At 60.6% G+C, this 22,866-nt stretch carries 21 protein-coding genes; 12 read left to right on the top strand and 9 right to left on the bottom strand.

Features of this window, described 5'->3' with window-relative positions; translation table 11 throughout:
• The first annotated feature begins 2 nt into the window (after positions 1-2).
• Positions 3-617 (top strand): GNAT family N-acetyltransferase, encoded by a 615-nt coding sequence (locus QRN61_RS18640; protein WP_096795963.1) that lies wholly within the window; start codon positions 3-5, stop codon positions 615-617.
• Here QRN61_RS18640 and QRN61_RS18635 read toward each other — a convergent pair.
• Positions 583-1,476, bottom strand: a complete 894-nt coding sequence (locus QRN61_RS18635) for a LysR family transcriptional regulator (RefSeq protein WP_285374487.1) — start codon at positions 1,474-1,476, stop codon at positions 583-585. The two genes, QRN61_RS18640 and QRN61_RS18635, sit on opposite strands and share 35 nt — an antisense overlap.
• Before the next feature lie 85 nt (positions 1,477-1,561).
• Positions 1,562-1,792, bottom strand: coding sequence for a hypothetical protein (locus QRN61_RS18630; RefSeq protein ID WP_007965845.1), 231 nt, complete (start codon positions 1,790-1,792; stop codon positions 1,562-1,564).
• 183 nt (positions 1,793-1,975) lie between these two features.
• Here QRN61_RS18630 and QRN61_RS18625 point away from each other — a divergent pair, with 183 nt between their 5' ends.
• Positions 1,976-2,533 (top strand): NADPH-dependent FMN reductase, encoded by a 558-nt coding sequence (locus tag QRN61_RS18625; protein WP_027613142.1) that lies wholly within the window; start codon positions 1,976-1,978, stop codon positions 2,531-2,533.
• Positions 2,534-2,693: 160 nt separating this feature from the next.
• Positions 2,694-3,977, top strand: coding sequence for an arsenic transporter (locus QRN61_RS18620; protein WP_097087915.1), 1,284 nt, complete (start codon positions 2,694-2,696; stop codon positions 3,975-3,977).
• A 130-nt stretch (positions 3,978-4,107) separates the two neighbouring features.
• Here QRN61_RS18620 and QRN61_RS18615 read toward each other — a convergent pair whose 3' ends face one another.
• A complete protein-coding gene (locus QRN61_RS18615) occupies positions 4,108-5,058 on the bottom strand; it encodes a DUF1853 family protein (RefSeq protein ID WP_285374484.1) in 951 nt (316 codons plus the stop codon).
• A 115-nt stretch (positions 5,059-5,173) separates the two neighbouring features.
• On the opposite strand from QRN61_RS18615, the gene QRN61_RS18610 reads away from it, so the two are divergent.
• Genes QRN61_RS18610 through pepN form a run of 6 tightly spaced genes read left to right on the top strand, consistent with a single transcriptional unit; the run spans position 5,174 to position 11,689 of the window.
• Positions 5,174-6,064, top strand: coding sequence for an NAD(+) kinase (locus tag QRN61_RS18610; protein ID WP_003224174.1), 891 nt, complete (start codon positions 5,174-5,176; stop codon positions 6,062-6,064).
• A complete protein-coding gene (locus tag QRN61_RS18605) occupies positions 6,061-7,035 on the top strand; it encodes a metallophosphoesterase (RefSeq protein WP_372241222.1) in 975 nt (324 codons plus the stop codon). Before QRN61_RS18610 ends, QRN61_RS18605 begins: the two co-directional genes overlap by 4 nt.
• Complete coding sequence (locus tag QRN61_RS18600; RefSeq protein WP_285374479.1) at positions 7,032-7,901, top strand: rhomboid family intramembrane serine protease; 870 nt, start codon at positions 7,032-7,034, stop codon at positions 7,899-7,901. Before QRN61_RS18605 ends, QRN61_RS18600 begins: the two co-directional genes overlap by 4 nt.
• Positions 7,902-7,933: 32 nt before the next feature.
• Positions 7,934-8,194 (top strand): YeaC family protein, encoded by a 261-nt coding sequence (locus QRN61_RS18595; RefSeq protein WP_003224178.1) that lies wholly within the window; start codon positions 7,934-7,936, stop codon positions 8,192-8,194.
• Positions 8,191-9,021 (top strand): DUF2797 domain-containing protein, encoded by an 831-nt coding sequence (locus QRN61_RS18590; RefSeq protein WP_027613137.1) that lies wholly within the window; start codon positions 8,191-8,193, stop codon positions 9,019-9,021. Before QRN61_RS18595 ends, QRN61_RS18590 begins: the two co-directional genes overlap by 4 nt.
• Positions 9,022-9,031: 10 nt before the next feature.
• The gene (pepN, locus tag QRN61_RS18585) at positions 9,032-11,689 is read left to right on the top strand and encodes an aminopeptidase N (RefSeq protein ID WP_115990069.1); all 2,658 of its coding nucleotides are present in this window, start codon (positions 9,032-9,034) and stop codon (positions 11,687-11,689) included.
• A gap of 118 nt (positions 11,690-11,807) precedes the next feature.
• Here the strand turns inward: pepN and katG are convergent, their stop codons facing one another.
• Complete coding sequence (gene katG, locus QRN61_RS18580; protein ID WP_285374478.1) at positions 11,808-14,078, bottom strand: catalase/peroxidase HPI; 2,271 nt, start codon at positions 14,076-14,078, stop codon at positions 11,808-11,810.
• Between the two features lie 289 nt (positions 14,079-14,367).
• Here katG and QRN61_RS18575 point away from each other — a divergent pair, with 289 nt between their 5' ends.
• Entirely contained in the window at positions 14,368-14,796 is a 429-nt protein-coding gene (locus QRN61_RS18575) for a hypothetical protein (protein WP_097087905.1), read from the top strand.
• Between the two features lie 42 nt (positions 14,797-14,838).
• On the opposite strand, the gene QRN61_RS18570 is transcribed toward QRN61_RS18575, so the two are convergent.
• A complete protein-coding gene (locus QRN61_RS18570) occupies positions 14,839-17,070 on the bottom strand; it encodes an LTA synthase family protein (protein WP_285374476.1) in 2,232 nt (743 codons plus the stop codon).
• 308 nt (positions 17,071-17,378) lie between these two features.
• Between QRN61_RS18570 and QRN61_RS18565 the strand changes: the two genes are divergently transcribed.
• Positions 17,379-18,395 carry an ABC transporter substrate-binding protein gene (locus tag QRN61_RS18565; RefSeq protein WP_285374474.1) on the top strand — a complete coding sequence of 339 codons (1,017 nt, stop codon included), beginning with the start codon at positions 17,379-17,381 and terminating at the stop codon, positions 18,393-18,395.
• A gap of 127 nt (positions 18,396-18,522) precedes the next feature.
• Entirely contained in the window at positions 18,523-19,017 is a 495-nt protein-coding gene (locus tag QRN61_RS18560; protein ID WP_285374472.1) for a hypothetical protein, read from the top strand.
• Positions 19,018-19,086: 69 nt separating this feature from the next.
• On the opposite strand, the gene QRN61_RS18555 is transcribed toward QRN61_RS18560, so the two are convergent.
• The 4 genes from QRN61_RS18555 to QRN61_RS18540 form a co-directional block, all read right to left on the bottom strand.
• Positions 19,087-19,566 (bottom strand): copper chaperone PCu(A)C, encoded by a 480-nt coding sequence (locus QRN61_RS18555; protein WP_027613130.1) that lies wholly within the window; start codon positions 19,564-19,566, stop codon positions 19,087-19,089.
• Complete coding sequence (locus QRN61_RS18550) at positions 19,566-20,171, bottom strand: SCO family protein (protein ID WP_115987469.1); 606 nt, start codon at positions 20,169-20,171, stop codon at positions 19,566-19,568. Before QRN61_RS18550 ends, QRN61_RS18555 begins: the two co-directional genes overlap by 1 nt.
• 156 nt (positions 20,172-20,327) lie before the next feature.
• Positions 20,328-21,734, bottom strand: coding sequence for an efflux transporter outer membrane subunit (locus QRN61_RS18545; RefSeq protein WP_285374469.1), 1,407 nt, complete (start codon positions 21,732-21,734; stop codon positions 20,328-20,330).
• Positions 21,735-21,817: 83 nt separating this feature from the next.
• Complete coding sequence (locus QRN61_RS18540; protein ID WP_225138690.1) at positions 21,818-22,612, bottom strand: helix-turn-helix transcriptional regulator; 795 nt, start codon at positions 22,610-22,612, stop codon at positions 21,818-21,820.
• Positions 22,613-22,866: the final 254 nt, after the last annotated feature.

The raw sequence follows: 22,866 nt of genomic DNA, 5'->3' as shown, positions 1-22,866 counted from the left end.
GTATGCAACCGGTCATGAATCCGAAATACCCAGGGCTGTCGGTGCGCGTCGCCGACGATGGTTTCGCGGCGTATATCTGGGGCAGCGACTTCAGTTTCGAGGTCGCCGCGTACGGTGCCGCCGTCATTGGTCAACCGGTCGAGCGCTGGGCGGTGACGCCGATCGTGCCGTACCGCAAGTGCTACGGCATTGATCCTGAAGAGTTCAGCAGCTATCGCGATGCCGCCGACAGCGCGATCTTCATGGCGTACCTGGACGACGAGCCGGTCGGTCATCTGGTGATCAGCACCAACTGGAATGGCTTCGCCCATATCGATGAGCTGGCGGTACACGCACCGGCGCGCCGGCATGGTGTGGCCAAGGCGCTGCTGGATGTTGCGCAGTTCTGGAGTCGCAAGAAAAAACTGCCGGGGATCATGCTCGAGACGCAGAACAACAACCTCGGCGCCTGTCGTTTGTATGAGCGTTGTGGCTACGAGATTGGCGGTATCGACCATTTGCGTTATCGCGGGATTGACCCGAACACCGCGGAAATCGCGCTGTTCTGGTATCGACTGTTCGATAACCCTCTGGAACACCCGCTCAGCTCGCCAGCATCGCCTCGGCTTGTTCCGTGACGATCGTCAGCAGGGTCTGAATCGCTGTCGGCGTGGCGCTGTGTCGGTAGGTCAGGGCATACAGGCTGATCGGCACCGCCGGTGACAACGGGCAGACATCCAGTCCGCTCGTCCGCGCGCCGAGGGCGGTGAATGGGTCGACGATGGCCAGGCCTTCGCCGGCCTCGACCATGCTGCGCATCATCTGATGGGTTTGTACTCGGGTCTGGATGCTCGGCGCCGGGCGTAGGGCCTGGAGTTTGTGCTCCAGCGCCGGGCTCAATGGGTCGTGGCCTTCGAGGCCAATCATTGCCTGGCCAGCCAGATCCTGCAGGGAAATGTATTTTTGCTTCGGTTGCAGCCAGCCGTGGGGCGCGAGCAGTTGCAGCTTGCCGTGGGCCAATGGCTGGCAGTGGATGTCGGGGTGTTCCGGATCGTGCAGGCTCAGGCCCAGATCGCTTTCGCGCAGCAGCAGGCTGCGGACGATGTCGCAGGTCGGAGAGCTGAGCAAGCGGCAAGGAGCGTCGGGCAAGCGTCGGCGCAGCAGCGCGATACTTTGCGGCAACAGCTGTTGCGCCAGCGGCGGGGTGCCGATGATGCGCAGGGGCGGGGCGAGGTATTGCTTGAGGCTGCTGGCCAAGCGCTGCACCGGTTCCAGTGCCTCATAGACATGAGCGATCTCGACTTGCAGCGCCCGCGCTTCGGGCGTCGATTGCAATCGACCGCGTACGCTGGCGAACAGCATGAACCCCAGCTCGCTCTCGGCTTCGCGCAAACGCTCTTCGACCTCGGTCACCGGGAGCTGCAGCCATTCGGCGGCGGTGCCCAGGTGACCGGTCTGCAAGAGCGCCTGAATCACTTCGATATGACGTAAACGCATGCGTGAAGTCCATGTCCAGCAGGTGGGGTCAGTGGCTGAATCCTACCCCAAGTCTGCGCATATGACTTCTGCTCATAACGGCCAGTTATGACGCGACGGTTGTCTCAGGCTCGCGGGTCAGGGTGATACCTGACTGAACCAGGAGAAACTCGGTGTCACTGACTTTGTTGACGCGATCGCCAATGGCCAGTTTGTAAATCGGCTCCGAGCCAGTGGAACCGTCTGCCGACGGGGTGGATTCCTGGAACTCATGCACGGAATAAACGCGGCCTTCCGCATCTCTTGCATGGAACTGACCGACGAGTACTGCTGCCATCTGCTTAGAACCTCTGGAGATAAAACGCTTGATTTGCGGCTTGGTAGACCGTCATCAAGCCCTGTAAGTTTTCCTACAGGAAAAAAATAATCAGCGCGCAGGAATTTCCCTTGCTCGCTGGTGAAACTGTCATCGAATCATCTATAACTACTGGCTCTTCCCACCGACAGTCGAGAGTCTTCCATGAGCAATGTCTACAACGTCGCTGTAGTCGTCGGCAGCCTGCGCAAAGCATCGATCAACCGCAAAGTCGCGCTGGCGCTGGCCGAGCTGGCACCGGCGAACCTCAAACTGAAGATTGTCGAGATTGGCGACCTGCCACTCTATAACGAAGACATCGACGGCGATTCACCGCCGGCAGCCTACAGCACTTTCCGCCAGGAAGTCGGTTCTTCCGACGCGGTGCTGTTCGTCACCCCGGAATATAACCGCTCGGTGCCGGCGCCTTTGAAGAATGCGATTGACGTGGGTTCGCGGCCGTATGGCAAGGCCGTCTGGAGCGGCAAACCGGGTGCGGTGATCAGTGTGTCGCCGGGGGCGATTGGCGGTTTTGGTGCCAACCAGCATTTGCGCCAATCCTTCGTGTTTCTCGATGTGCCGTGCATGCAGCAGCCGGAAGCGTATCTGGGGGGCGCGGGTTCGGCGTTTGACGAGGCGGGCAAGTTGAGCGAGTCGGTCAAACCGTTCCTGCAGAATTTCATCAATGCGTATGGGAAATTTGTGGAACAACACAAGAAATAATCGGGTCTGAGCTGCGGCTCGAAAAAATCCTGTGGGAGCGAGCCTGCTCGCGAAAGGGCCATCAGCCACATCTCGTGGTTACTGACAGTCCGTTTTCGCGAGCAGGCTCGCTCCCACAGTTGTGTGGTTTGGCTTGTTTTCTTCATTAAGGCTGTCGCGAATGCTCGCTGCGTCACTGATCTTCCTGCTGACCATCACCCTTGTCATCTGGCAACCCAAAGGCCTCGGGGTCGGCTGGAGCGCGACGCTCGGCGCGGTGCTGGCGCTGATCTTCGGCGTCGTGCACCTGAGCGATATTCCGCTGGTGTGGCAGATCATCTGGAACGCCACCGGCACGTTCGTTGCGCTGATCATCATCAGCCTGTTGCTCGACGAAGCCGGTTTCTTCGCCTGGGCCGCGCTGCACGTGGCGCGCTGGGGGCGGGGCAGTGGGCGCAAGCTGTTTGCCTTCATGGTGCTGCTCGGCGCGCTGGTGTCGGCGTTGTTCGCCAATGACGGCGCGGCGCTGATCCTCACGCCGATCGTGATTTCGATGCTGCTGGCGCTGCGCTTTTCCCCGGCGGCGACCCTGGCGTTCGTCATGGGCGCCGGCTTCATCGCCGACACTGCGAGCCTGCCGCTGGTGGTGTCGAATCTGGTCAACATCGTTTCGGCGGACTTCTTTCACATCGGCTTCAACCGCTATGCGGCGGTGATGGTGCCGGTCAACTTCGTCAGTGTGGCCGCGACGCTGGGCGTGCTGATGTGGTTTTTCCGTCGCGACATCCCCAAGGCTTACGATCCCGAACAGCTCGAACAGCCGCACACGGCGATCCACGACAAGGCCACGTTCTATGCCGGTTGGGTAGTGCTGGTGATTCTGTTGATCGGCTGTTTCTTCCTCGAACAGCTGGGCATCCCGATCAGCGCGATCTCGGCGGTCTGTGCGGCGCTGCTGTTGGGGATCGCAGCCCGTGGCCACAAGATTTCCACGCGCAAGGTGCTGAAAGAAGCGCCGTGGCAGATCGTGATTTTCTCGCTGGGCATGTATCTGGTGGTGTATGGCCTGCGCAATGCCGGGCTGACCGGCTACTTGGCCGGCTGGCTGGATGTGTTCGCCGGGTATGGCGTGTGGGGGGCGGCGCTGGGCACCGGGGTGCTGACGGCGTTGTTGTCATCGATCATGAACAACTTGCCGACAGTGCTGATCGGCTTGTTGTCGATCGATGCCAGTCAGGCCAGCGGTGTGATCAAGGAAGCGATGATCTACGCCAACGTGATCGGCAGCGACTTGGGGCCGAAAATCACCCCGATCGGCAGTCTGGCGACCTTGCTCTGGCTGCATGTGCTGGCGCGCAAGAATATCCGGATTGGCTGGGGCTATTACTTCAAGGTCGGGATTGTGCTGACGGTGCCGGTGTTGTTGATTACTTTGGCGGCTTTGGCGTTGCGGTTATCCCTTTAGACCGAGTCGGACTTATCGCTGGCAAGCCAGCTCCCACAGGGTTTGTGGTGTGGCTCAGGTAGTGAGTACATAGAAGATCCTGTGGGAGCTGGCTTGCCAGCGATGGGGCCGGTGCAAACACCGCAAATTTTCAGGCCTGGCCCGGCACATTCGGCCAAAGATCCGCCACCAGAAACAACCGCTCCGCCTCTTCCCATTCGCCCTGCGCATTCTCGGTCAGGCGCACCAGCAGTTGCGCCGGGGCCATCGGTTCCAGGTCGTCCAGCCACATCTGCAGATGTTCAGCACTCCAGGTCTGATCCGCCGGGTAGTGTGCCGGCGCCAGCCATGCATGGCGGGGCAGGGGTTGCCAGCGCCCGGCCGGACGTTGAGCGACGAACGCCGGCCAATCCTTCTGATGCAGCCAGCTCCCGCGCAAATGTTGCGGATGCGCGCCGCTCGGTGATGCAGACGTGCCGGGCCACGGGTACAACAGGTATCCGCCCAGCCACAACTGCGCACTGAACACCTCGATATCCAGCTTCGCCAGCACCTCACGGCTTTCCGGGCGCGCCGAGATCGGCAGTTGATGTTCGGCCAGATGCGCCAGTTTGCGGTCCAGTCGATCGTGACAGCCCGGCCCCAGCCACTGCGCCGGGTCGTGGCCGTCGCCTTCCTGCGGGCCGAGGTAGAGCTTGATCGCCAGTTCCAGGTGATGCACGCCGTCGCGGTCGCGCAGCAGCATGTCGAGTTCACCGAGGGTGTGGCCTTCGCGGCGGATCGGCAGGTTGGCGGCAATCAGTTCGATGCCCGGCGCATGCTGCACGGCAAACTGCCACAACCGTTCGTAATACAGGCCCAGCCGCCGCGTGCGCGCCTGCGACAGCCAATGCAACAAGCCATAACTGTCGCGATCGAGTTGCCGCAGCCAGTGCTCCAGGCGCTGCGGATCACTGACCCAGTCGCTGCCGGCCAGCGGATGGCGCTGCGGCCACGGCGTTGCGGCCAGCATCGGAGGGGCGAGAATCACCCACGCCAGGTCACGCACTTCCGGATGGCGTAATTGGTGTGGTAACTGGAGCAGGTCGGGAAACAGGATCATCTTGCGAGCATAGCCTGAAACACGCGCGCCCCCTTGAGGCTGAAAGGATTTTGTCTATGGCGGGCTTTCGCCCATAATCGTGTTTTTCGCGTTTTCGATTGTCCGCAGAGGTCCCATGGAGCAATTTCGTAATATCGGCATCATCGGTCGCCTGGGCAGTTCCCAGGTGCTGGATACCGTCCGCCGACTGAAACGCTTTCTGCTCGATCGTCACCTGCACGTGATTCTCGAAGACACCATCGCCGAAGTCCTGCCGGGCCATGGCCTGCAAACCTCGTCACGCAAGATGCTCGGCGAAGTCTGCGACATGGTCATCGTCGTCGGCGGTGACGGCAGCCTGCTCGGCGCCGCGCGGGCGCTGGCCAAGCACAATATTCCGGTACTCGGGATCAACCGGGGCAGCCTCGGTTTTCTCACCGACATTCGTCCCGATGAGCTGGAAGTCGAAGTGGCCAAGGTGCTCGACGGCCACTATCTGGTGGAAAACCGCTTCCTGCTGCAAGCCGAGGTGCGCCGGCATGCCGAGGCCATTGGCCAGGGCGATGCGCTGAATGACGTGGTGCTGCACCCGGGCAAATCGACGCGGATGATCGAGTTCGAGCTGTACATCGACGGCCAGTTCGTTTGCAGCCAGAAGGCCGACGGCCTGATCGTCGCCACGCCGACCGGTTCCACCGCGTACGCGCTGTCCGCCGGTGGCCCGATCATGCATCCCAAGCTCGATGCCATTGTGATCGTGCCGATGTACCCCCATATGTTGTCGAGCCGGCCAATTGTGGTCGATGGCAACAGTGAGCTGAAAATCGTCGTGTCGAAAAACATGCAGATCTACCCGCAGGTCTCCTGCGACGGGCAGAACCACTTCACCTGCGCGCCGGGCGACACCATCACCGTCAGCAAAAAAGCCCAGAAGCTGCGGCTGATTCACCCGCTCGACCACAACTACTACGAAGTCTGCCGGACCAAGCTCGGCTGGGGCAGCAAGTTGGGTGGTGGAGGCGACTGATGCTCGATCCCGCGCGCAGTTATGACTTGATTGGTGACGTGCACGGATGCGCCCTGACCCTCGAACACTTGCTTGACCGTCTCGGTTATCACAAGCAGGGCGGGGTCTGGCGGCATCCATCGCGCATGGCCGTGTTCGTCGGCGACATCATTGACCGTGGCCCGCGAATCCGCGAGGCACTGCACATCGTCCACGACATGGTCGAGGCCGGGCAGGCGCTGTGCATCATGGGCAATCACGAATTCAACGCACTGGGCTGGAGCACGCCGGCGCTGCCGGGCAGCGGCAAGCAGTTCGTCCGAGAGCACACGCCGCGCCATGCACGCCTGCTGCACGAAACCCTGACCCAGTTCGAAGACCATCCGGGCGACTGGCATGATTTCCTCAACTGGTTCTACGAGCTGCCGCTGGTGGTTGATGCCGGGCGCTTCCGTGTGGTGCACGCCTGTTGGGATGCCAGCCTGATCGAACCATTGCGCGGGCTGTTTCCCGATGCGCGCATCGACGAGCACTTTCTCCAGGCGTCGGCCGTGCCCGGCAGTTTCGCCTGCACCGTGTTCGACCGCTTGCTGCGCGGCACCGACATGCGCCTGCCGGATGGCTTGACCATGACCAGCGGCGACGGTCTGGTGCGCTCGTTCTTCCGCACCAAATTCTGGGAAGACGACCCGAAAACCTACGGCGACATCGTCTTCCAGCCAGATGCGCTGCCGGAGCCGGTGGCGCAGAAACCGCTGACCTCCAGCGAGAAAAACAACCTGCTGCGCTACGGCATTGACGAGCCCTTGCTGTTCGTCGGCCACTACTGGCGTAGCGGCAAACCGGCGCCGATCCGCCCGAACCTCGCGTGTCTCGATTACAGCGCGGTGCTCTACGGCAAACTGGTGGCCTATCGTCTGGATCAGGAAACACGTCTGGATCCGCATAAATTTGTCTGGGTCGATGTCGAGCGGCCGGAGGTGCTGCAATGAGTGCGGTAGCGGTATTGCGTCTGCCGTTGGCGGTGGATCTGAGCGGTTTCGTCAAACTGCTGCAACGGATGCAGGTGCCGCATCGAGTCAGCGAAGAGGCGGGCGAGCAGGTGCTGTGGGCGCCAGCGGAAATCAGCGAGGACGTGCGTTCACTGTACGAGCGCTTCCCGGCCGGTGACCCCGATCAGCAACTGGACATCCCGGCGGCGCCGGCCTTCAAGCGCCCGAGCTTCGCCGAGCAACTCAAACACGCCAAGGCCACCGGGTTGATCCTGCTGCTGAGCCTGCTGGTCGGTGGCCTGACCTATCTGGGTGACAACCTCGACACCATTCGCTGGCTGACCTTCCTCGACTTCCGCGTGGTCGGCGAATACATCCAGTTCACGCCGCTGGCCGACAGCCTGGCGGCGGGGCAGTGGTGGCGCCTGTTCACGCCGATGCTGCTGCACTTCGGCATCCTGCACCTGGCCATGAACGGCATGTGGTACTGGGAGCTGGGGCGGCGCATCGAGTCACGTCAGGGCAGCATCAACCTGCTCGGGCTGACCCTGCTGTTCAGCCTGGTGTCGAACTACGCGCAGTTTGCCTGGAGCGGCCCGAGCCTGTTTGGCGGCTTGTCCGGCGTGCTCTACGGTTTGCTCGGCCATTGCTGGATTTTCCAGTTGCTGGCGCCGAACCCGGCGTATCGCCTGCCGCGAGGCGTGCTGGTGATGATGCTGGTGTGGCTGGTGATTTGCATGTCCGGACTGGTCTCGATGATCGGTTTCGGCCAGATCGCCAACGCCGCGCACGTCAGCGGGTTACTCATCGGATGCTTCACCGGTTTGTTGGGCGGTTTGTGTAACCGCCGTAAACTGGCCGCCTAAATTTTCAGTGAATAAAGAGCACGGAGACCCTGATGTCCTCTTTTAACGACATGATCAAAAACATCACCCCGGACATCTACGAGAGCCTGAAACTGGCCGTGGAAATCGGCAAGTGGTCCGACGGCGGCAAACTCACCGCCGAACAGCGCGAGCTGTCGCTGCAGGCGATGATCGCCTGGGAAATCCAGAACCTGCCTGAAGATCAGCGCACCGGTTACATGGGCCCGCAGGAATGTGCGTCGAAGTCGATCGAAGTGCCGAACATCCTGTTCAAGTCGGATGCCATCCATTGATCGAGATTGGCCGCGGTGCAATCAGCAAAATGTCGGCGCGCCTGGACGGGCCGAATGTGCAATACGCGTTTCGTCTGGATGACGTCGAGGTGCCGGTCAACCCCATGATCGGCACCACGGTGCGTCTGGAGTACCTGGGGGCGATTCATTGCACCCATTGCGGGCGCAAGACCAAAACCAGTTTCAGCCAGGGTTACTGCTACCCGTGCATGACCAAACTGGCGCAGTGCGATCTGTGCATCATGAGCCCGGAGCGTTGTCACTTCGAGGCCGGCACCTGCCGGGAGCCGGAGTGGGGTCAGAAGTTCTGCATGACTGATCATGTGGTGTATCTGGCCAACTCGTCGGGGATCAAGGTCGGTATCACCCGCGCCACGCAGTTGCCGACCCGCTGGCTCGATCAGGGCGCGAGTCAGGCGCTGCCGATCATGCGCGTATCGACGCGCCAGCAGTCGGGCTTCGTCGAAGACCTGTTCCGCAGCCAGGTGGCCGACAAGACCAACTGGCGCGCCTTGCTCAAGGGCGATGCGGCGGCGGTGGATCTGGCGCAAGTGCGCGATCAACTGTTTGAAAGCTGCGCCGAGGGCTTGCAAGGCCTGCAGCAGCGATTCGGCCTACAAGCAATTCAGACGATTGCCGATGTAGAACCTCTCGAAATCCGCTATCCGGTCGAGCAATACCCGGCCAAAATCGTCAGCTTCAACCTGGACAAGAACCCGATTGCCGAAGGCACGCTGCTGGGAATCAAGGGTCAGTACCTGATTTTTGACACCGGCGTGATCAACATTCGTAAATACACGGCCTATCAGCTCGCCGTGCATCAATAAGGATTCCAGCATGCGCACCGAACAACCGAAGATGATTTACCTGAAGGACTATCAGGCCCCCGAGTACCTGATCGACGAGACGCACCTGACCTTCGAGCTGTTCGAGGACCACAGCCTGGTCCACGCGCAACTTGTGATGCGCCGCAACCCGGAGCGTGGCCCGGGCCTGCCGCCGCTGGTGCTCGACGGCCAGCAGTTGGAACTGCTGTCGGTAACCCTGGCCGACCAGGAACTGAGCGCCAGTGATTACCAGCTGAGCGAAAACACCCTGACCCTGCAGCCGGCCAGCGCCAGCTTCACGGTCGACACCAGCGTCCGGATTCACCCGGAAACCAATACCGCGCTGGAAGGCCTGTACAAGTCCGGCACGATGTTCTGTACCCAGTGCGAGGCCGAAGGCTTCCGCAAGATCACCTATTACCTCGACCGCCCGGACGTGATGAGCAAGTTCACCACCACGGTGGTCGCCGAGCAGCACAGCTATCCGGTGCTGCTGTCCAACGGCAACCCGATTGCCTCCGGCCCGGGCGAAGACGGCCGACACTGGGCGACCTGGGAAGACCCGTTCATGAAACCGGCGTACCTGTTCGCGCTGGTGGCCGGTGATTTGTGGTGTGTCGAAGACACCTTCACCACCATGACCAATCGCAATGTTGCACTGCGCATTTACGTCGAGCCGGAAAACATCGACAAGTGCCAGCACGCGATGAACAGCCTGAAGAAGTCGATGCGCTGGGACGAAGAGGTCTACGGTCGCGAGTACGATCTGGACATCTTCATGATCGTCGCCGTCAACGACTTCAACATGGGCGCGATGGAGAACAAGGGCCTCAACATTTTCAACTCCAGCGCCGTGCTGGCCCGCGCCGAAACCGCCACCGACGCCGCACACCAGCGGGTCGAGGCAATCGTCGCCCACGAATACTTCCACAACTGGTCGGGCAACCGCGTGACCTGCCGCGACTGGTTCCAGCTGTCGCTGAAAGAAGGCTTCACGGTGTTCCGCGACGCCGGTTTCTCCTCGGACATGAACTCGGCCACGGTCAAGCGCATTCAGGACGTGGCGTACCTGCGCACCCACCAGTTCGCCGAAGATGCAGGTCCCATGGCCCACGCGGTACGCCCGGACAGCTTCATCGAGATCTCCAACTTCTACACCCTGACCGTGTACGAAAAGGGCTCGGAAGTGGTCGGCATGATCCACACCCTGCTGGGCGCCGAAGGCTTCCGCAAGGGCAGTGACCTGTACTTCGAACGCCACGACGGCCAGGCCGTGACCTGCGACGATTTCGTCAAGGCCATGGAAGACGCCAACGGTGTCGACCTGACCCAGTTCAAACGCTGGTACAGCCAGGCCGGCACGCCGCGTCTGGCGGTCAGCGAGTCCTACGACGCCGCGGCGAAAACCTACAGCCTGACCTTCCGCCAGAGCTGCCCGGAAACCCCGGACAAGGTGGAAAAACTGCCGTTCGTGATTCCGGTCGAACTCGGTCTGCTCGACAGCAAAGGCAACGAGATCGCGCTGCGTCTGGCCGGTGAAGCGTCGGCGCAAGGCACCACCCGCGTGATCTCGGTGACCGAGGCTGAGCAGACCTTCACCTTCGTCGACATCGCTGAACAGCCGCTGCCATCGTTGCTGCGTGGTTTCTCGGCACCGGTGAAACTGAGCTTCCCGTACAACCGTGACCAGTTGATGTTCCTGATGCAACACGACAGCGACGGCTTCAACCGCTGGGATGCCGGTCAGCAGCTGTCGGTGCAGGTCCTGCAGGAGCTGATCGCCCAGCAGCAGAAGGGCGAGAGCCTGGTGCTCGATCCGCGTCTGATCTCGGCGCTGAAAACCGTGCTGTCCGACGAGTCGCTGGATCAGGCCATGGTCGCCGAAATGCTTTCGCTGCCGAGCGAAGCGTATCTGACCGAAATCAGCGAAGTGGCGGATGTCGAGGCGATCCACACCGCTCGCGAGTTTGCCCGCAAGCAACTGGCGGACAATCTGTTCGAAGCGCTGTGGCTGCGTTATCAGGCCAACCGCGACTTGTCGAAGCAGACGCCGTATGTGGCCGAGGCCGAGCACTTTGCCCGTCGCGCGCTGCAGAACATTGCGCTGTCGTATCTGATGCTCAGCGGCAAGCCGGAAGTGCTGGCCGCTACGCAGGAACAGTTCGAAAACAGCGACAACATGACCGAGCGCCTGACGGCGCTGGCGGTATTGGTCAACTCGCCGTTCGAAGAACAGAAGGCCAAAGCGCTGGCGACGTTCGCCGAGCACTTCAAGGACAACCCGCTGGTCATGGATCAGTGGTTCAGCGTGCAGGCCGGCAGCACACTGCCGGGCGGTCTGGCGCGGGTCAAGGCGTTGATGCAGCACCCGGCGTTCAACATCAAGAACCCGAACAAGGTGCGTGCGCTGGTCGGCGCGTTTGCCGGGCAGAACCTGATCAACTTCCACGCCGCCGACGGTTCGGGCTACCGCTTCCTTGCGGATCTGGTGATCGAACTGAACGGCTTCAACCCGCAGATTGCTTCGCGGCAACTGGCGCCACTCACTCGCTGGCGTAAATACGACAGCGCTCGTCAGGCGTTGATGAAGGCTGAGCTGGAGCGGATTCTGGCTTCCGGTCAGCTGTCCAGCGATGTATATGAAGTGGTGAGCAAAAGCCTGGCGTAACGCATAACGAAATGTGGGAGCGGGCTTGCTCGCGAAAGCGGTGTATCAGACACGGAGATGTCGACTGGTATACCGCATTCGCGAGCAAGCCCGCTCCCACAGGTTTTTGCGTTTTCTGTTATTTCAGATCAAACCGATCCAGCTCCATCACCTTGGCCCACGCCGCCACGAAGTCTTTGACGAACTGTTCCTTCGCGTCAGAACTCGCATACACCTCGGCCAGCGCGCGCAGTATCGCGTTGGAACCAAACACCAGATCAACCCGCGTCGCCGTCCACTTCACGCTACCGGTTTTACGGTCGCGTCCTTCGAACTCGTCCGCCGCTGCCGACGTCGGCTTCCACTCCACGCCCATGTCCAGCAGGTTGGTGAAGAAGTCGTTGCTCAGGGTTTCAGTGCGCGAAGTGAACACGCCATGCCGGCTTTGCCCGACGTTCGCCCCCAATACCCGCAGACCACCGACCAGTACGGTCATTTCCGGAGCGGAGAGGGTGAGCAGTTGCGCCTTGTCGATCAGCAGCGCCTCGGCCGACACGGTGTATTTGCCCTTGCTGTAGTTGCGGAAACCATCGGCAATCGGTTCGAGGAAACCAAACGACTCGACATCGGTTTGCTCCTGAGTCGCGTCGGTGCGTCCTGGATTGAACGGCACAGAGACCGAGTGCCCGGCGTTTTTCGCCGCTTGCTCGACCCCGGCGTTACCCGCCAGCACGATCAGATCCGCCAGCGAGACTTTCTTGCCGGATGATCCGGCGTTGAACTCGTTCTGAATGCCCTCAAGGGTCTTCAGCACCTTGTCCAGTTGCTCCGGCTGGTTGGCCTGCCAGAATTTCTGCGGGGCCAGACGCAGACGTCCGCCGTTGGCGCCGCCACGTTTGTCCGAACCACGGAAGGTCGATGCGGCGGCCCAGGCGGTGGAAACCAGTTGCGACACCGACAGACCGGACGCCAGCACTTTGCTTTTCAGCGCAGCCGCGTCGTTGCTGTCGATCAGTGGGTGAGTGGCCTCAGGAATCGGGTCTTGCCACAGCAGTTCTTCGTTGGGCAATTCTGGGCCGAGGTAGCGCGACAGCGGGCCCATGTCGCGGTGGATCAGCTTGTACCAGGCGCGGGCAAAGGCGTCTGCCAGTTGGTCCGGGTTGGCCAGGAAACGGCGGGCGATCGGCTCGTAGATCGGGTCGAAACGCAGCGCCAGGTCGGAGGTGAGCATGGTCGGCGAAAGCTTCTTGCTTGGATCGTGCGCGTGCGGAACGGTGCCAGCGCCGCCGCCGTTCTTCGGTTTCCACTGGTGCGCACCGGCCGGGCTTTTGAACAGTTCCCACTCGAAGCCGAACAGGTTTTCCAGGTAGTTGTTGCTCCACTGAGTCGGAGTGGTGGTCCAGGTGACTTCGAGGCCACTGGTGATGGTGTCGGCGCCTTTGCCGGTGCCGAATGCGTTGCGCCAGCCGAGGCCTTGTTCTTCCAGCCCGGCCGCTTCCGGCTCAGGCCCGACATTGTCGGCCGGGCCGGCGCCGTGGGTTTTGCCGAAGGCGTGACCGCCAGCGATCAGCGCCACGGTTTCTTCGTCGTTCATGGCCATGCGGCCGAAGGTTTCGCGGATATCGCGACCGGAGGCAACCGGGTCGGGATTGCCTTCAGGGCCTTCCGGGTTGACGTAGATCAGGCCCATCTGCACGGCGGCCAATGGATTTTCCAGATTACGTTCGCCCTGATCGGTGCGGCTTTGCTCTTTGCCGTGCAAGTCCGGTTCGGCTACCAGCGTGCCGTCACCGGGCTCCTGCATGGCCGATTTGTCTTTGCCGTAGCGACTGTCGCCGCCAAGCCATTCGCGTTCCGAACCCCAATACACGTCTTCGTCCGGTTCCCAGACATCGGGACGTCCACCAGAGAAGCCGAAGGTCTTGAAGCCCATCGACTCCAGCGCGACGTTGCCAGTGAGCACGATCAGGTCGGCCCAGGAAATATTGCGGCCGTATTTCTGTTTGATCGGCCACAGCAGTCGCCGCGCTTTGTCGAGGCTGACGTTGTCCGGCCAGCTGTTGAGCGGGGCAAAACGCTGTTGCCCGGAGCCGGCGCCACCGCGACCATCGGCGGTGCGATAGGTGCCGGCGCTGTGCCAGGCCATGCGGATGAACAGCGGGCCGTAGTGGCCGAAGTCCGCCGGCCACCAGTCCTGGGAGTCGGTCATCAGCGCACGCAGGTCTTGTTTCAGGGCCTGGAAGTCCAGGCTCTGGAAGGCTTTGGCGTAGTCGAAGTCCTTGCCCAGCGGATCGGACTTGGGCGAGTGCTGGCTGAGGATCTTCAGGTTCAGTTGATTCGGCCACCAGTCACGGTTTGTCGTACCACCACCGGCGGCGTGGTTGAACGGGCATTTCGATTCGTTTGCCATGTTCGAGTCCTTATCAGGTCTTGTGCGGCCGGCTCATGCCGACTTCGGACTAGTAAGGCTAGACCCGACTCGGGCAGTCAGCTAATAGGCCGACTATTGGAGGCTGATAGGCAAACTCTTCAATGAATGATGCTATGGAATGAGTTGAAAGGTTTTTAGCTCGAAATCGACTAAACGACTGTCATTTCTGACAGTGCGCGGAGGAATTAATAAAAAATATATTGGCTGCATGTTAAGGGCCTGATGAATCACAAACCTTTGTTGGCAATCGAGTCGGGAGTGTATTTGCATGAAAAATTCAATTAAACCAGAAGAGCAAATTCTTAAGCTGATTCATGAAGGTCGCGGTAAATATAAAGGCACGTTTAAAGCTAGCGTTGATAACGTAGAGTTCATGTTCGCGGATACGAACGTGGTGTTTCACAGGGCAGGAGAGGAATATTACATTGTTGGGGCTGATAGAGATAATAAAAACTCCGTAGCCTTCTGTGTTCCATGGGCTATAAAAGAAGGCCCTCACGAGGTGAAGTGGTACAAAGGTGGTCTGGTTTGGAGCGTTAGTAAGGGCGGCGATTTTCACGAGATTCAACAAGGGGTGGCAACTGTGACGTTCTTACAAAGCGGCGAATATAAATACGGTGTTAAAGGTGAAATCGATTTTAGTTTGCCTCGAGTAGGGAAAATAACAGGTAAATTTGAAATTAAGCTCCGTGAGTAAACGTAAAGGGACGGATCCAGCCAATCCGTCCCTTCCCTGATTTCAACTCGATTGCACAGTCTCATCATCCGGCAACGCATCCAGCGGATCTTCCTGCCCCGGCAATTCAGTAATCACACTGAAATCCGTGACCTCGACCGCACCCAATCCATAACCCAGCAAGTGAAACGAAAAGGCCTTGCGCTGCTGCGGGTTGTCGAAGCTGAAATCCATCTGCAGCGGCTGATCGGCCGTGGCGACCATCTCGGTCGGCAGGCCCAGTTGCACGTCCTGTTCGAACTCCTTGGCCTTGAGCTGAATGTACGCCGCCTGCTGCGGGTCCACCGAGCGCACGGTCAGGCGCACGCGGGTGTGCGAACCCTTGGGCATTTCCAGGTATTGCGCACCGATCAGGTTATCGGCCCAGTCATCCTTGATCTGCGCCTGCAGCGGGATGACGTTGTTGCTGCCGAACTGGTAACGCTGATTGAGCGGGGTGCGCAGCAGCGACAGGTCCAGCGCCATGGCCCGCGCGGCAATCTGCCGGGCCTGCTGGCTGCTTTCATTGCCCTTGAAGGTGGCCCGCTCGGCAATGAACCCGGCGCTTTCGTAGTAGCGGCAGCGGCGCGGCATGTCGCACTCGGAAAAGATCCCCTGGCCGTTGTGGTAGCGCAGCTTGCCGTTGGTGTAGGACATGATTTCGCGTCCGCTGTCGTAGTCGCGGAACAGCGAACGGCCGCTCAGCGCCGACGGCACCGGCAGATCGAAATAATCAAGGATCGATGCGCTCAGATCGACGTGACCGTAGACCCCGGCATTCAGTCGCGGCAGTTGCTCGTGTTCCGGGGCCAGGGTCAGGTTGAAGCCCCAGGACGATGCCAGACGCACGCCATCGATGCCGTGGGATTCGTCCGAAGTAATCACCACCAGCGTGTCTTTGAGCACGCCCTGGCGTTCGAGGCCGCTGAGGAACTGCTCCAGCGCATCGTCCAGATAACCGACGGCCGCCTGTTTCGGCGTCTCGTAGCGCGCCAGATATTCTTCCGGTGCGGAGTAGGGCTGGTGCGTGCCGACAGTCAGCAGGGTGAGCATCCACGGTTGCTTCTGCTTCTTCAGTTGGCCGACGTAATCCAGCGCGCCTTCGAAGAACGCCTTGTCATCCTTGCCCCACGGGAACTCCAGATAGTTGGCGTTGCTGAACCATTCCAGACCATGGGTCGCATCGAAACCGATGTGCGGCATGATCTTGTCTTTGGCCATGAAGCGCAGACCGGCGCCTTGCAGGTAATGAGTGCTGAAGCCGTTCTGCCGCAGCTGCGCCGGCAGGCAGGCCTGATTGCGCTCCTGCTGGGTGAGCATTTCCACGCCTTTGGGCGTGCCGTTGTTGAGCTTGTCGTAATCGCCACAGAGCATGGCGTACAGGCCGCGAATGGTCTGGTGCGTATGCAGCACGTAATCCGGGGTGTTCATGCCGCGCTCGGCCCAGCGACTGAGATGAGGCATCAGGTCTTCCTGATAATGACTGCCGATGGCCTCGCGATTGGCGCGGAGGTACGCGCCGGGGATGCCCTCCAGGGCGATGATCAGCACATTGCGCGCCTGACCCGGTGCGGCCAGCAGCTTGTGGCCATTGAGATCCAGATCGGTCAGCCCGGCCATCTGTGGCGCGGGTTCTTCGACCTCACCGTCCAGCCATTCCTCGGCCTGCAACTGCAGCTCGGCGACTTGCGAGGCGAGCAACTGATGCGGCAGGTTGTACAGGCGCCACGGGTCTTCATCGTTCGGCCACTGGTTTTGCACGCCCCAGTGCGCGGCGAACAGCAGCGCCGGTGCGGCCCACACGGCACGGGGCAGGGCAGCAGCGGGTTGCGCGCGATTGGCGAAACGCGTCAGCAACCAGAGCAGCAGCGCCAGCAACAGAGCGGCGCCCAACGCCGGGTGGGCAAAGCCGCCACCGGTGGAGTTCTCCACGAACTGCGGGTCAATCAGGTAATGCAGGTCGGATGGGTTCGGCAACCGGCCGACAGCGCTGACCAACTCGGCCGTCGCCACCGCGAGCAATCCCCAGAACAGCAGCAACGGCAACGCCAGCCACCACGCACGGCGATGCAGCAACAGCACCAGCAAACTGCCACTCGCCAGGTCGGACAAATAGCCCAGCGACGACGACCAGCCCAACGCCGCGCGCAGGCACACCGGTACAATCAGCACCAGCAGAATCAGGGAAAACAGGCGGGCATGCGGCTGCCGCAACCAACGCAATAAAACGCTCACAAACAAAGACCTTCCAGCCATCAAACCGTCATAAAAGTGTGCGCGATGATACCAAGGGTGGGCTGTCTGATCGCCCTTTTAAACTACCGGCTGATCCGCTCTCGCAGGCACGGCGCAGGGCTTGAGGCCGTGACTGGCGTTGGTGTCAGCGCGCTGACGGCTGACGCACAGCGTGTAATCGATGGCAGATTTATTGTTTCAGGCTGTTTAAATCAGCGCATGACGGCAAACGTGAGCGTGCTATGGATATTCGATAACGGTATTTAATTTCTGTTTTTTATAGCGATAGAGTTCGGCCTTTCAGCAATCCACCCTGCTGCGAGGTTGTCATGGCCATACCGTTCAAACGTTCTGCGCTGACTCTGTTGGCCGCATCCCTGGCAGGCAGTCTGCTGTTCAGCGCCGGCGCCCAGGCCGAAGGCAAGATCAGCATTGCCCAGCAATTCGGCATCGGTTATCTGATTCTCGATGTGGTCCGTGATCAGCAGTTGATCGAAAAACACGGCAAGGCGCAGGGGCTGGAGATCAAGGTCGACTGGAACAGCATCTCCGGCGCCACTGCGATGAACGAAGCGCTGCTGACCGGCGCGCTGGACGTGGTCTCCGCCGGGGTGCCGCCGATGCTCACCGTGTGGGATCGCACCCGTGGCAAACAGAACGTCAAGGCGATTGCCTCGCTCGGCTCGATGCCCAATTACCTGCTGACCAACAACCCGAACATCAAGACCCTGAAGGATTTCAGCGACAAGGATCGCATCGCCGTGCCAGCGGCGGGCGTGGGGTTCCAGTCGCGGACCCTGCAGATCGAAACGGCCAAGGAATTCGGCAATGACCAGTACAAAAAATTTGACGACATCTCGGTCAGCCTGCCGCACCCGGACGCCACGGCGGCGCTGATTGCCGGTGGTTCGGAAATCAACTCGCACTTCTCCAGCCCGCCGTTCCAGTATCAGGCGTTGCAAAACCCCAACGTGCACAAAGTGCTGAGTTCCTACGACGTGCTCGGCGGTCAGGCCACCTTCAACGTGCTCTACACCACGGAAAAATTCCACGACGAAAATCCCAGGACCTACAAGGCGTTCTACGACGCGTTGGCCGAAGCGGAAAAAATCATCAAGGCCGACAAGCCCGCCGCCGCTCAGGCGTACATCCGCGTCGAACAGTCCAAGCTGCCGCTGGCGCTGGTCGAGCAGATCGTCACCGATCCCGAAATCGACTTCACAGTGGTGCCGCAGCGCACGTTCATCTATGCCGAAAAATTGCAGGAACTGGGCGTGCTGAAGAACAAGGCTGACAGCTGGAAGGATTACTTCTTTGAAGAGGCGCATGGCGGCGCGGGGAGCTGATAACGGCTCGCCAAAGAGTTGAAGCCTGTGGTTGTTTCTGGACAGCCTGATGGCCACTCAGTAGCATTCGAGCCCAACGGATTTTCCCTTCGCACGTCGTCCGATGTGGAGTTCTCAAGGAATCGACATGCGCGACACCCCCAATGGCGAACAACGAACGGTCGTGACCTTGGTCAACGGCGAGATTCATCACGAAACCCAGATCAGTTTCAGCTCGGTGTCGGTCGTCAATGGCGAAGTGCGGGTGCATACCGCTGAAGGCAATCAGATAAATGTCCAGGTACCGGGGGCGGACTTCTCATTGCGCTTTGATCTGGATGGAGTGCAGCAGATTCCAGTGGCGCAGCAGGCACCGGTTGAAACGGTGCCCGTCGATGACGGCCTGAAGTTGTTCACCTCGAAATCCGTGCTGATCACGCTTGGGCTGTGGTTCTTCGTCGGTTCGATTTTCGGTTGGCCGGGATTTTTCGTTGCAGCCGGATATTTCGGCTATCACTGGCGTCAGGTGTTGAAGCGCAAGCAGCAGTTGGCGGCGGTGCCCGTGGAGAAAACTGCGGCGGCATCGCGCTCGGGGATGTCGAGAGAAAGCGTGCGCAATGCACTGGCCCGCAAGCGCGGCTGACATGCGCGATAAAAAAGGGGCGACCTGATCATCAATCAGGCCGCCCCTTTTTATTACCGCCAAGTCAGATCAATGCATCTTGCTGTGATCGTGGCCTTCCATGTGCGTCAGCGCACGGACTTCGGCTTTGACTTCGACGGTTTCTTTCTCGCCCTTGGCGTTTTCCACGGTCAGGGTCAGCGGTACGCTTTCGCCTTCCTTGAGCTGGCCGGTCAGGCCCATCAGCATCACGTGGTAGCCGTTCGGGTCGAAGGTGACGGCTTTGCCGGCTGGCAGGTCGACCGATTTGACCGGGCCCATGCTCATCACGTCGTTCTTCATCGACATTTCGTGGATCTGCACATCCTTGGCCACTGGCGAGGCCACGCTCAGCAGTTTGCTGTCGCTGTCGGCGGTGACGGTCATGAACGCGCCGCTGGCCGATTGGGTCGGCACGGTCGCACGCACCCAGGCATCATCGACCTTGGTCTGAGCCGAGGCTTGAAACGCCAGGCCCAGCAGGGACAGGGCGAAAACGGCGCGTTTGATGTTGTTCAAAACGGGGTGCATCAGCAGACCTCCATAACGGTGAGCAAATCTTCCGTGCACTCTTGTGCCGAAAGCGATACAGACAGACCCATGCGCAACTGGCCGCGCGAGTCGTAGACGTAACTGGTGGACGTGTGGGAGATGGTGTAGGTGTCGCCGGCCGGCACCTTCTCGAAGAACACGTCGAATTCCTTGGCGGTGGCCCGGGTTTCTTCCAGCGTGCCGTACAGTGCGACGAAGCTCGGGTCGAAGGCTTTGACGTAGGCGTCGAGGATCTGCGGCGTGTCGCGTTCCGGGTCGAGGGTGATGAAGATCACCTGCAGACGGTCGCCGTCCTTGCCCATCAGCTTCTTGATTTGCGCGGCGCGGGCGAGGGTGGTCGGGCACACCGCCGGGCATTGGGTGAAGCCGAAGAAGATCATCGGCATCATCCCGCGAAAACTCGACAGCGTCATGGTTTCGCCGTCGGTGTTCTTCAGCTTGAAGGTGCGCCCGAGGATCTTGTCACTCAGGTCCTTGCCGTACTTGTACGACAGTTGGCCACGGGTGTCGCAGCCGGCGAGCAGGCCCAGGCCCAGCACGCCCATTCCCGCAAGCACCTTGCGGCGAGTCAACAAAGCCGTCATCTAATACCGCCTTTTGCAGCCCGTCAGTCGGCAGGACTGGCGGGGGGTTAACCGTAAAAGCGGCGCATGATACCAAACTGACGGCAGACGCCGGCCACGGATCGCCGCGCGGCGCAGGATCGGGCGACAAAAGGTGTAAGAAAAAGTGACGACGGACTACTGAACATTCGCCTCATCGGCCTGCCAGCCGCCGCCCAGCGCGGTGTACAGGTTGACCTCGGCAACCAGCTGCGCCAGCCGATCAGTGATCAGCCCCTGCTGTGAACTGAACAGTGAACGTTGCGCATCAAGAAACGTCAGGCTGCTGTCGACACCGTTTTGATAGCGGTGCTGCGCCAGGTTGTAGTAGTCCTGTGACGCCTGCACCAGATCGCGTTGCGCCTGCAATTGCTGCTGATAAGTGCTGCGCGCCGCCAGGCCGTCGGCGACTTCCTGAAACGCGGTTTGAATCGATTTCTCGTATTCGGCGACCGCGACGTCTTTCTGCAATTTCGAATAATCCAGACTCGCGCGCAGGCTGCCGGCGTTGAAAATCGGCAAGTTGATTTGCGGCTGGAACGTCCAGGCGCCCGAGCCGGCGCTGAACAGTCCGGACAGATCGCGGCTGGAAGTGCCGGCGCTGGCGGTCAGGCTGACACTGGGGAAAAACGCCGCGCGCGCTGCGCCGATATTGGCGTTGGCCGCTTTCAGTTTGTACTCGGCCTGGAGAATGTCCGGGCGCCGTTGCAGCAAGTCCGACGGCAACCCGGCCGGCAATTGCTGAACCAGATCGTTGGCCAGTGGTTGCGCCGGCAGTTGCTCGGGGACCTGAGCGCCAACCAGTAGCGTCAGGCTGTTGAGATCCTGCGCCACCTGGCGTTTGTATCGCGCCAGATTGGCCCGCGAACTGTCGACGCTGGTTTGCGCCTGCGCCTGTTCCAGCGCCGAAGACTTGCCGGCCTCACGGTTGCGCGTGGTCAGGCGCAGACTTTGCTGATCGGCGGCCAGGGTCTGGCGCGTCAGTTCGAGCAACTCCTGATCGGCGCGCCAGGTCAGGTAGGCATTGGCGACGTTGGCCACCAGACTTAGCTCGGCACTGCGCCGCGCCTGCTCGGTCGCCAGCCAGGTTTGCAGCGCCTGCTCGCTGAGGCTGCGCACCCGGCCGAAAAAATCCAGCTCATAGGCACTGACGCCCAGGTTCACCGCATAGGTCGAATTGATCATGGCTTTGCTGCGGGTCACGCTGGGCGGCATGCGCTGGCGTGACTCGCTGGCATTGGCCGACACCGCCGGCAGCAGATCGGCGCGCTGGATCCGGTACTGCGCCTGGAATGCCTCGACGTTCAGCGCGGCCACCCGCAGATCGCGATTGTTGAGCAGCGCGCTTTCGATCAGCTGTTGCAGCGCCGGGTCGTTGAACAGCGTGCGCCAGTCTTCAGTGCGCGCTGTGGCGGGTGTCGGTGCCGGGTAAACCGCGCCTTGCGGGTACTGCGCAGCGCTCGGTGAGGCAGGGCGCTGGTACTCGGGAATCAACGAACAACCGGCCAGCAGGGCGGCGAGGGACAGCAGGGAAATGCGCAGCATCGAACGCTCTCATGCAGAAAAAACACGTGCCGGGGACTGACTCCCCGCACTACCTCGAACACCGTTTAACTCTGACTCCGCCGCTACGCCCCGGCCATCCAGCGCGCCAGACCATGCCGTCCGCTGACCCCCAGTTTGGCGGTCGCCCGTTTGAGGTAGGTCTCGACCGAACTGCTCTTGACCCGCAGCTTCTCGGCCAGTTGCGGCACGGTACCGCCGGTCAGCAGACCCAGGCAGACTTCCTTTTCCCGCGCCGACAGCACGATGCCACCCAGCGCCAGACGTTCGTCGAACACCTGCTGCAACGGCGCCTGTTCCAGGTCGGCCAACGGCAGGCGTGGCTGTTTGGCGATGATCTGCCGACTGAGCTGCGCGTGCCGTTCGATCAGCGGCAACAGCGTGTCGGACAGGCTTTTGAGAAACGACAGTTCCGGCAGGGAAAACACCCGTTGCGTATGCGGTCGGTAGAACGAGATGACACAGCGGCGATTAGAGGTGCGGGACACCAGATTGCACTGGTGCACGCTGTGCTGCGGATGTTGCGGCTGGAGCGACGCTTTGAGTTGAATCAGCAGGGAATCATTCATCTCGATCATCTTCTGCAACAACGGATGATCGTCCGGACTTTTCAACGGGTCCGGTGGCGGGAAGGTCTGCGGCAGTCCGGCGCTGCCCAGCGCCTTGATCTCGACCACGCTGGCCTGACGTTCGTCCAGCGTCCACTCACTGAGATCGACGCGATTGACCGGCACCAGGGTGTCGACCAACTGGAACAGGTTGCTGGCGAAATGATCGTCGCCGGTGCTGGCAATCAGTTCCCCCAGTTGCCAGTAGAAATGCGGGTTTTCCATGTTGCGAATACTGCCGGTCAGATTCATATCCTTGTCATCCCTGGTTCCGAGTCATCACCGAGTCGTCCGCTGTTTATGCAAAAGCCGCCCACGCAATCGTCTCTCCTTGAAACTGATCTGGGGCGGGATTTAAGCCTATGGATTTGTCCTACGTCTGTAGGGGAAAACAGGGACACAAAGTGCCATCATTTCTGAAAGTTGGCGCCGGGCTTCTGACGCCGTTTGCGACAGGTGTTGCGCATCGCGTGACTGTTTGGTCACGGCAAGACCTTGAAAACCGG

The sequence above is a fragment of the Pseudomonas sp. lyk4-TYG-107 genome (genome assembly GCF_030209055.1).
GTDB classification, from domain to species: Bacteria; Pseudomonadota; Gammaproteobacteria; order Pseudomonadales; family Pseudomonadaceae; genus Aquipseudomonas; species Aquipseudomonas putida_A.
Note: the sequence above shows the minus strand (reverse complement) of the source record. Positions and strands in the feature narration are given on the sequence as shown.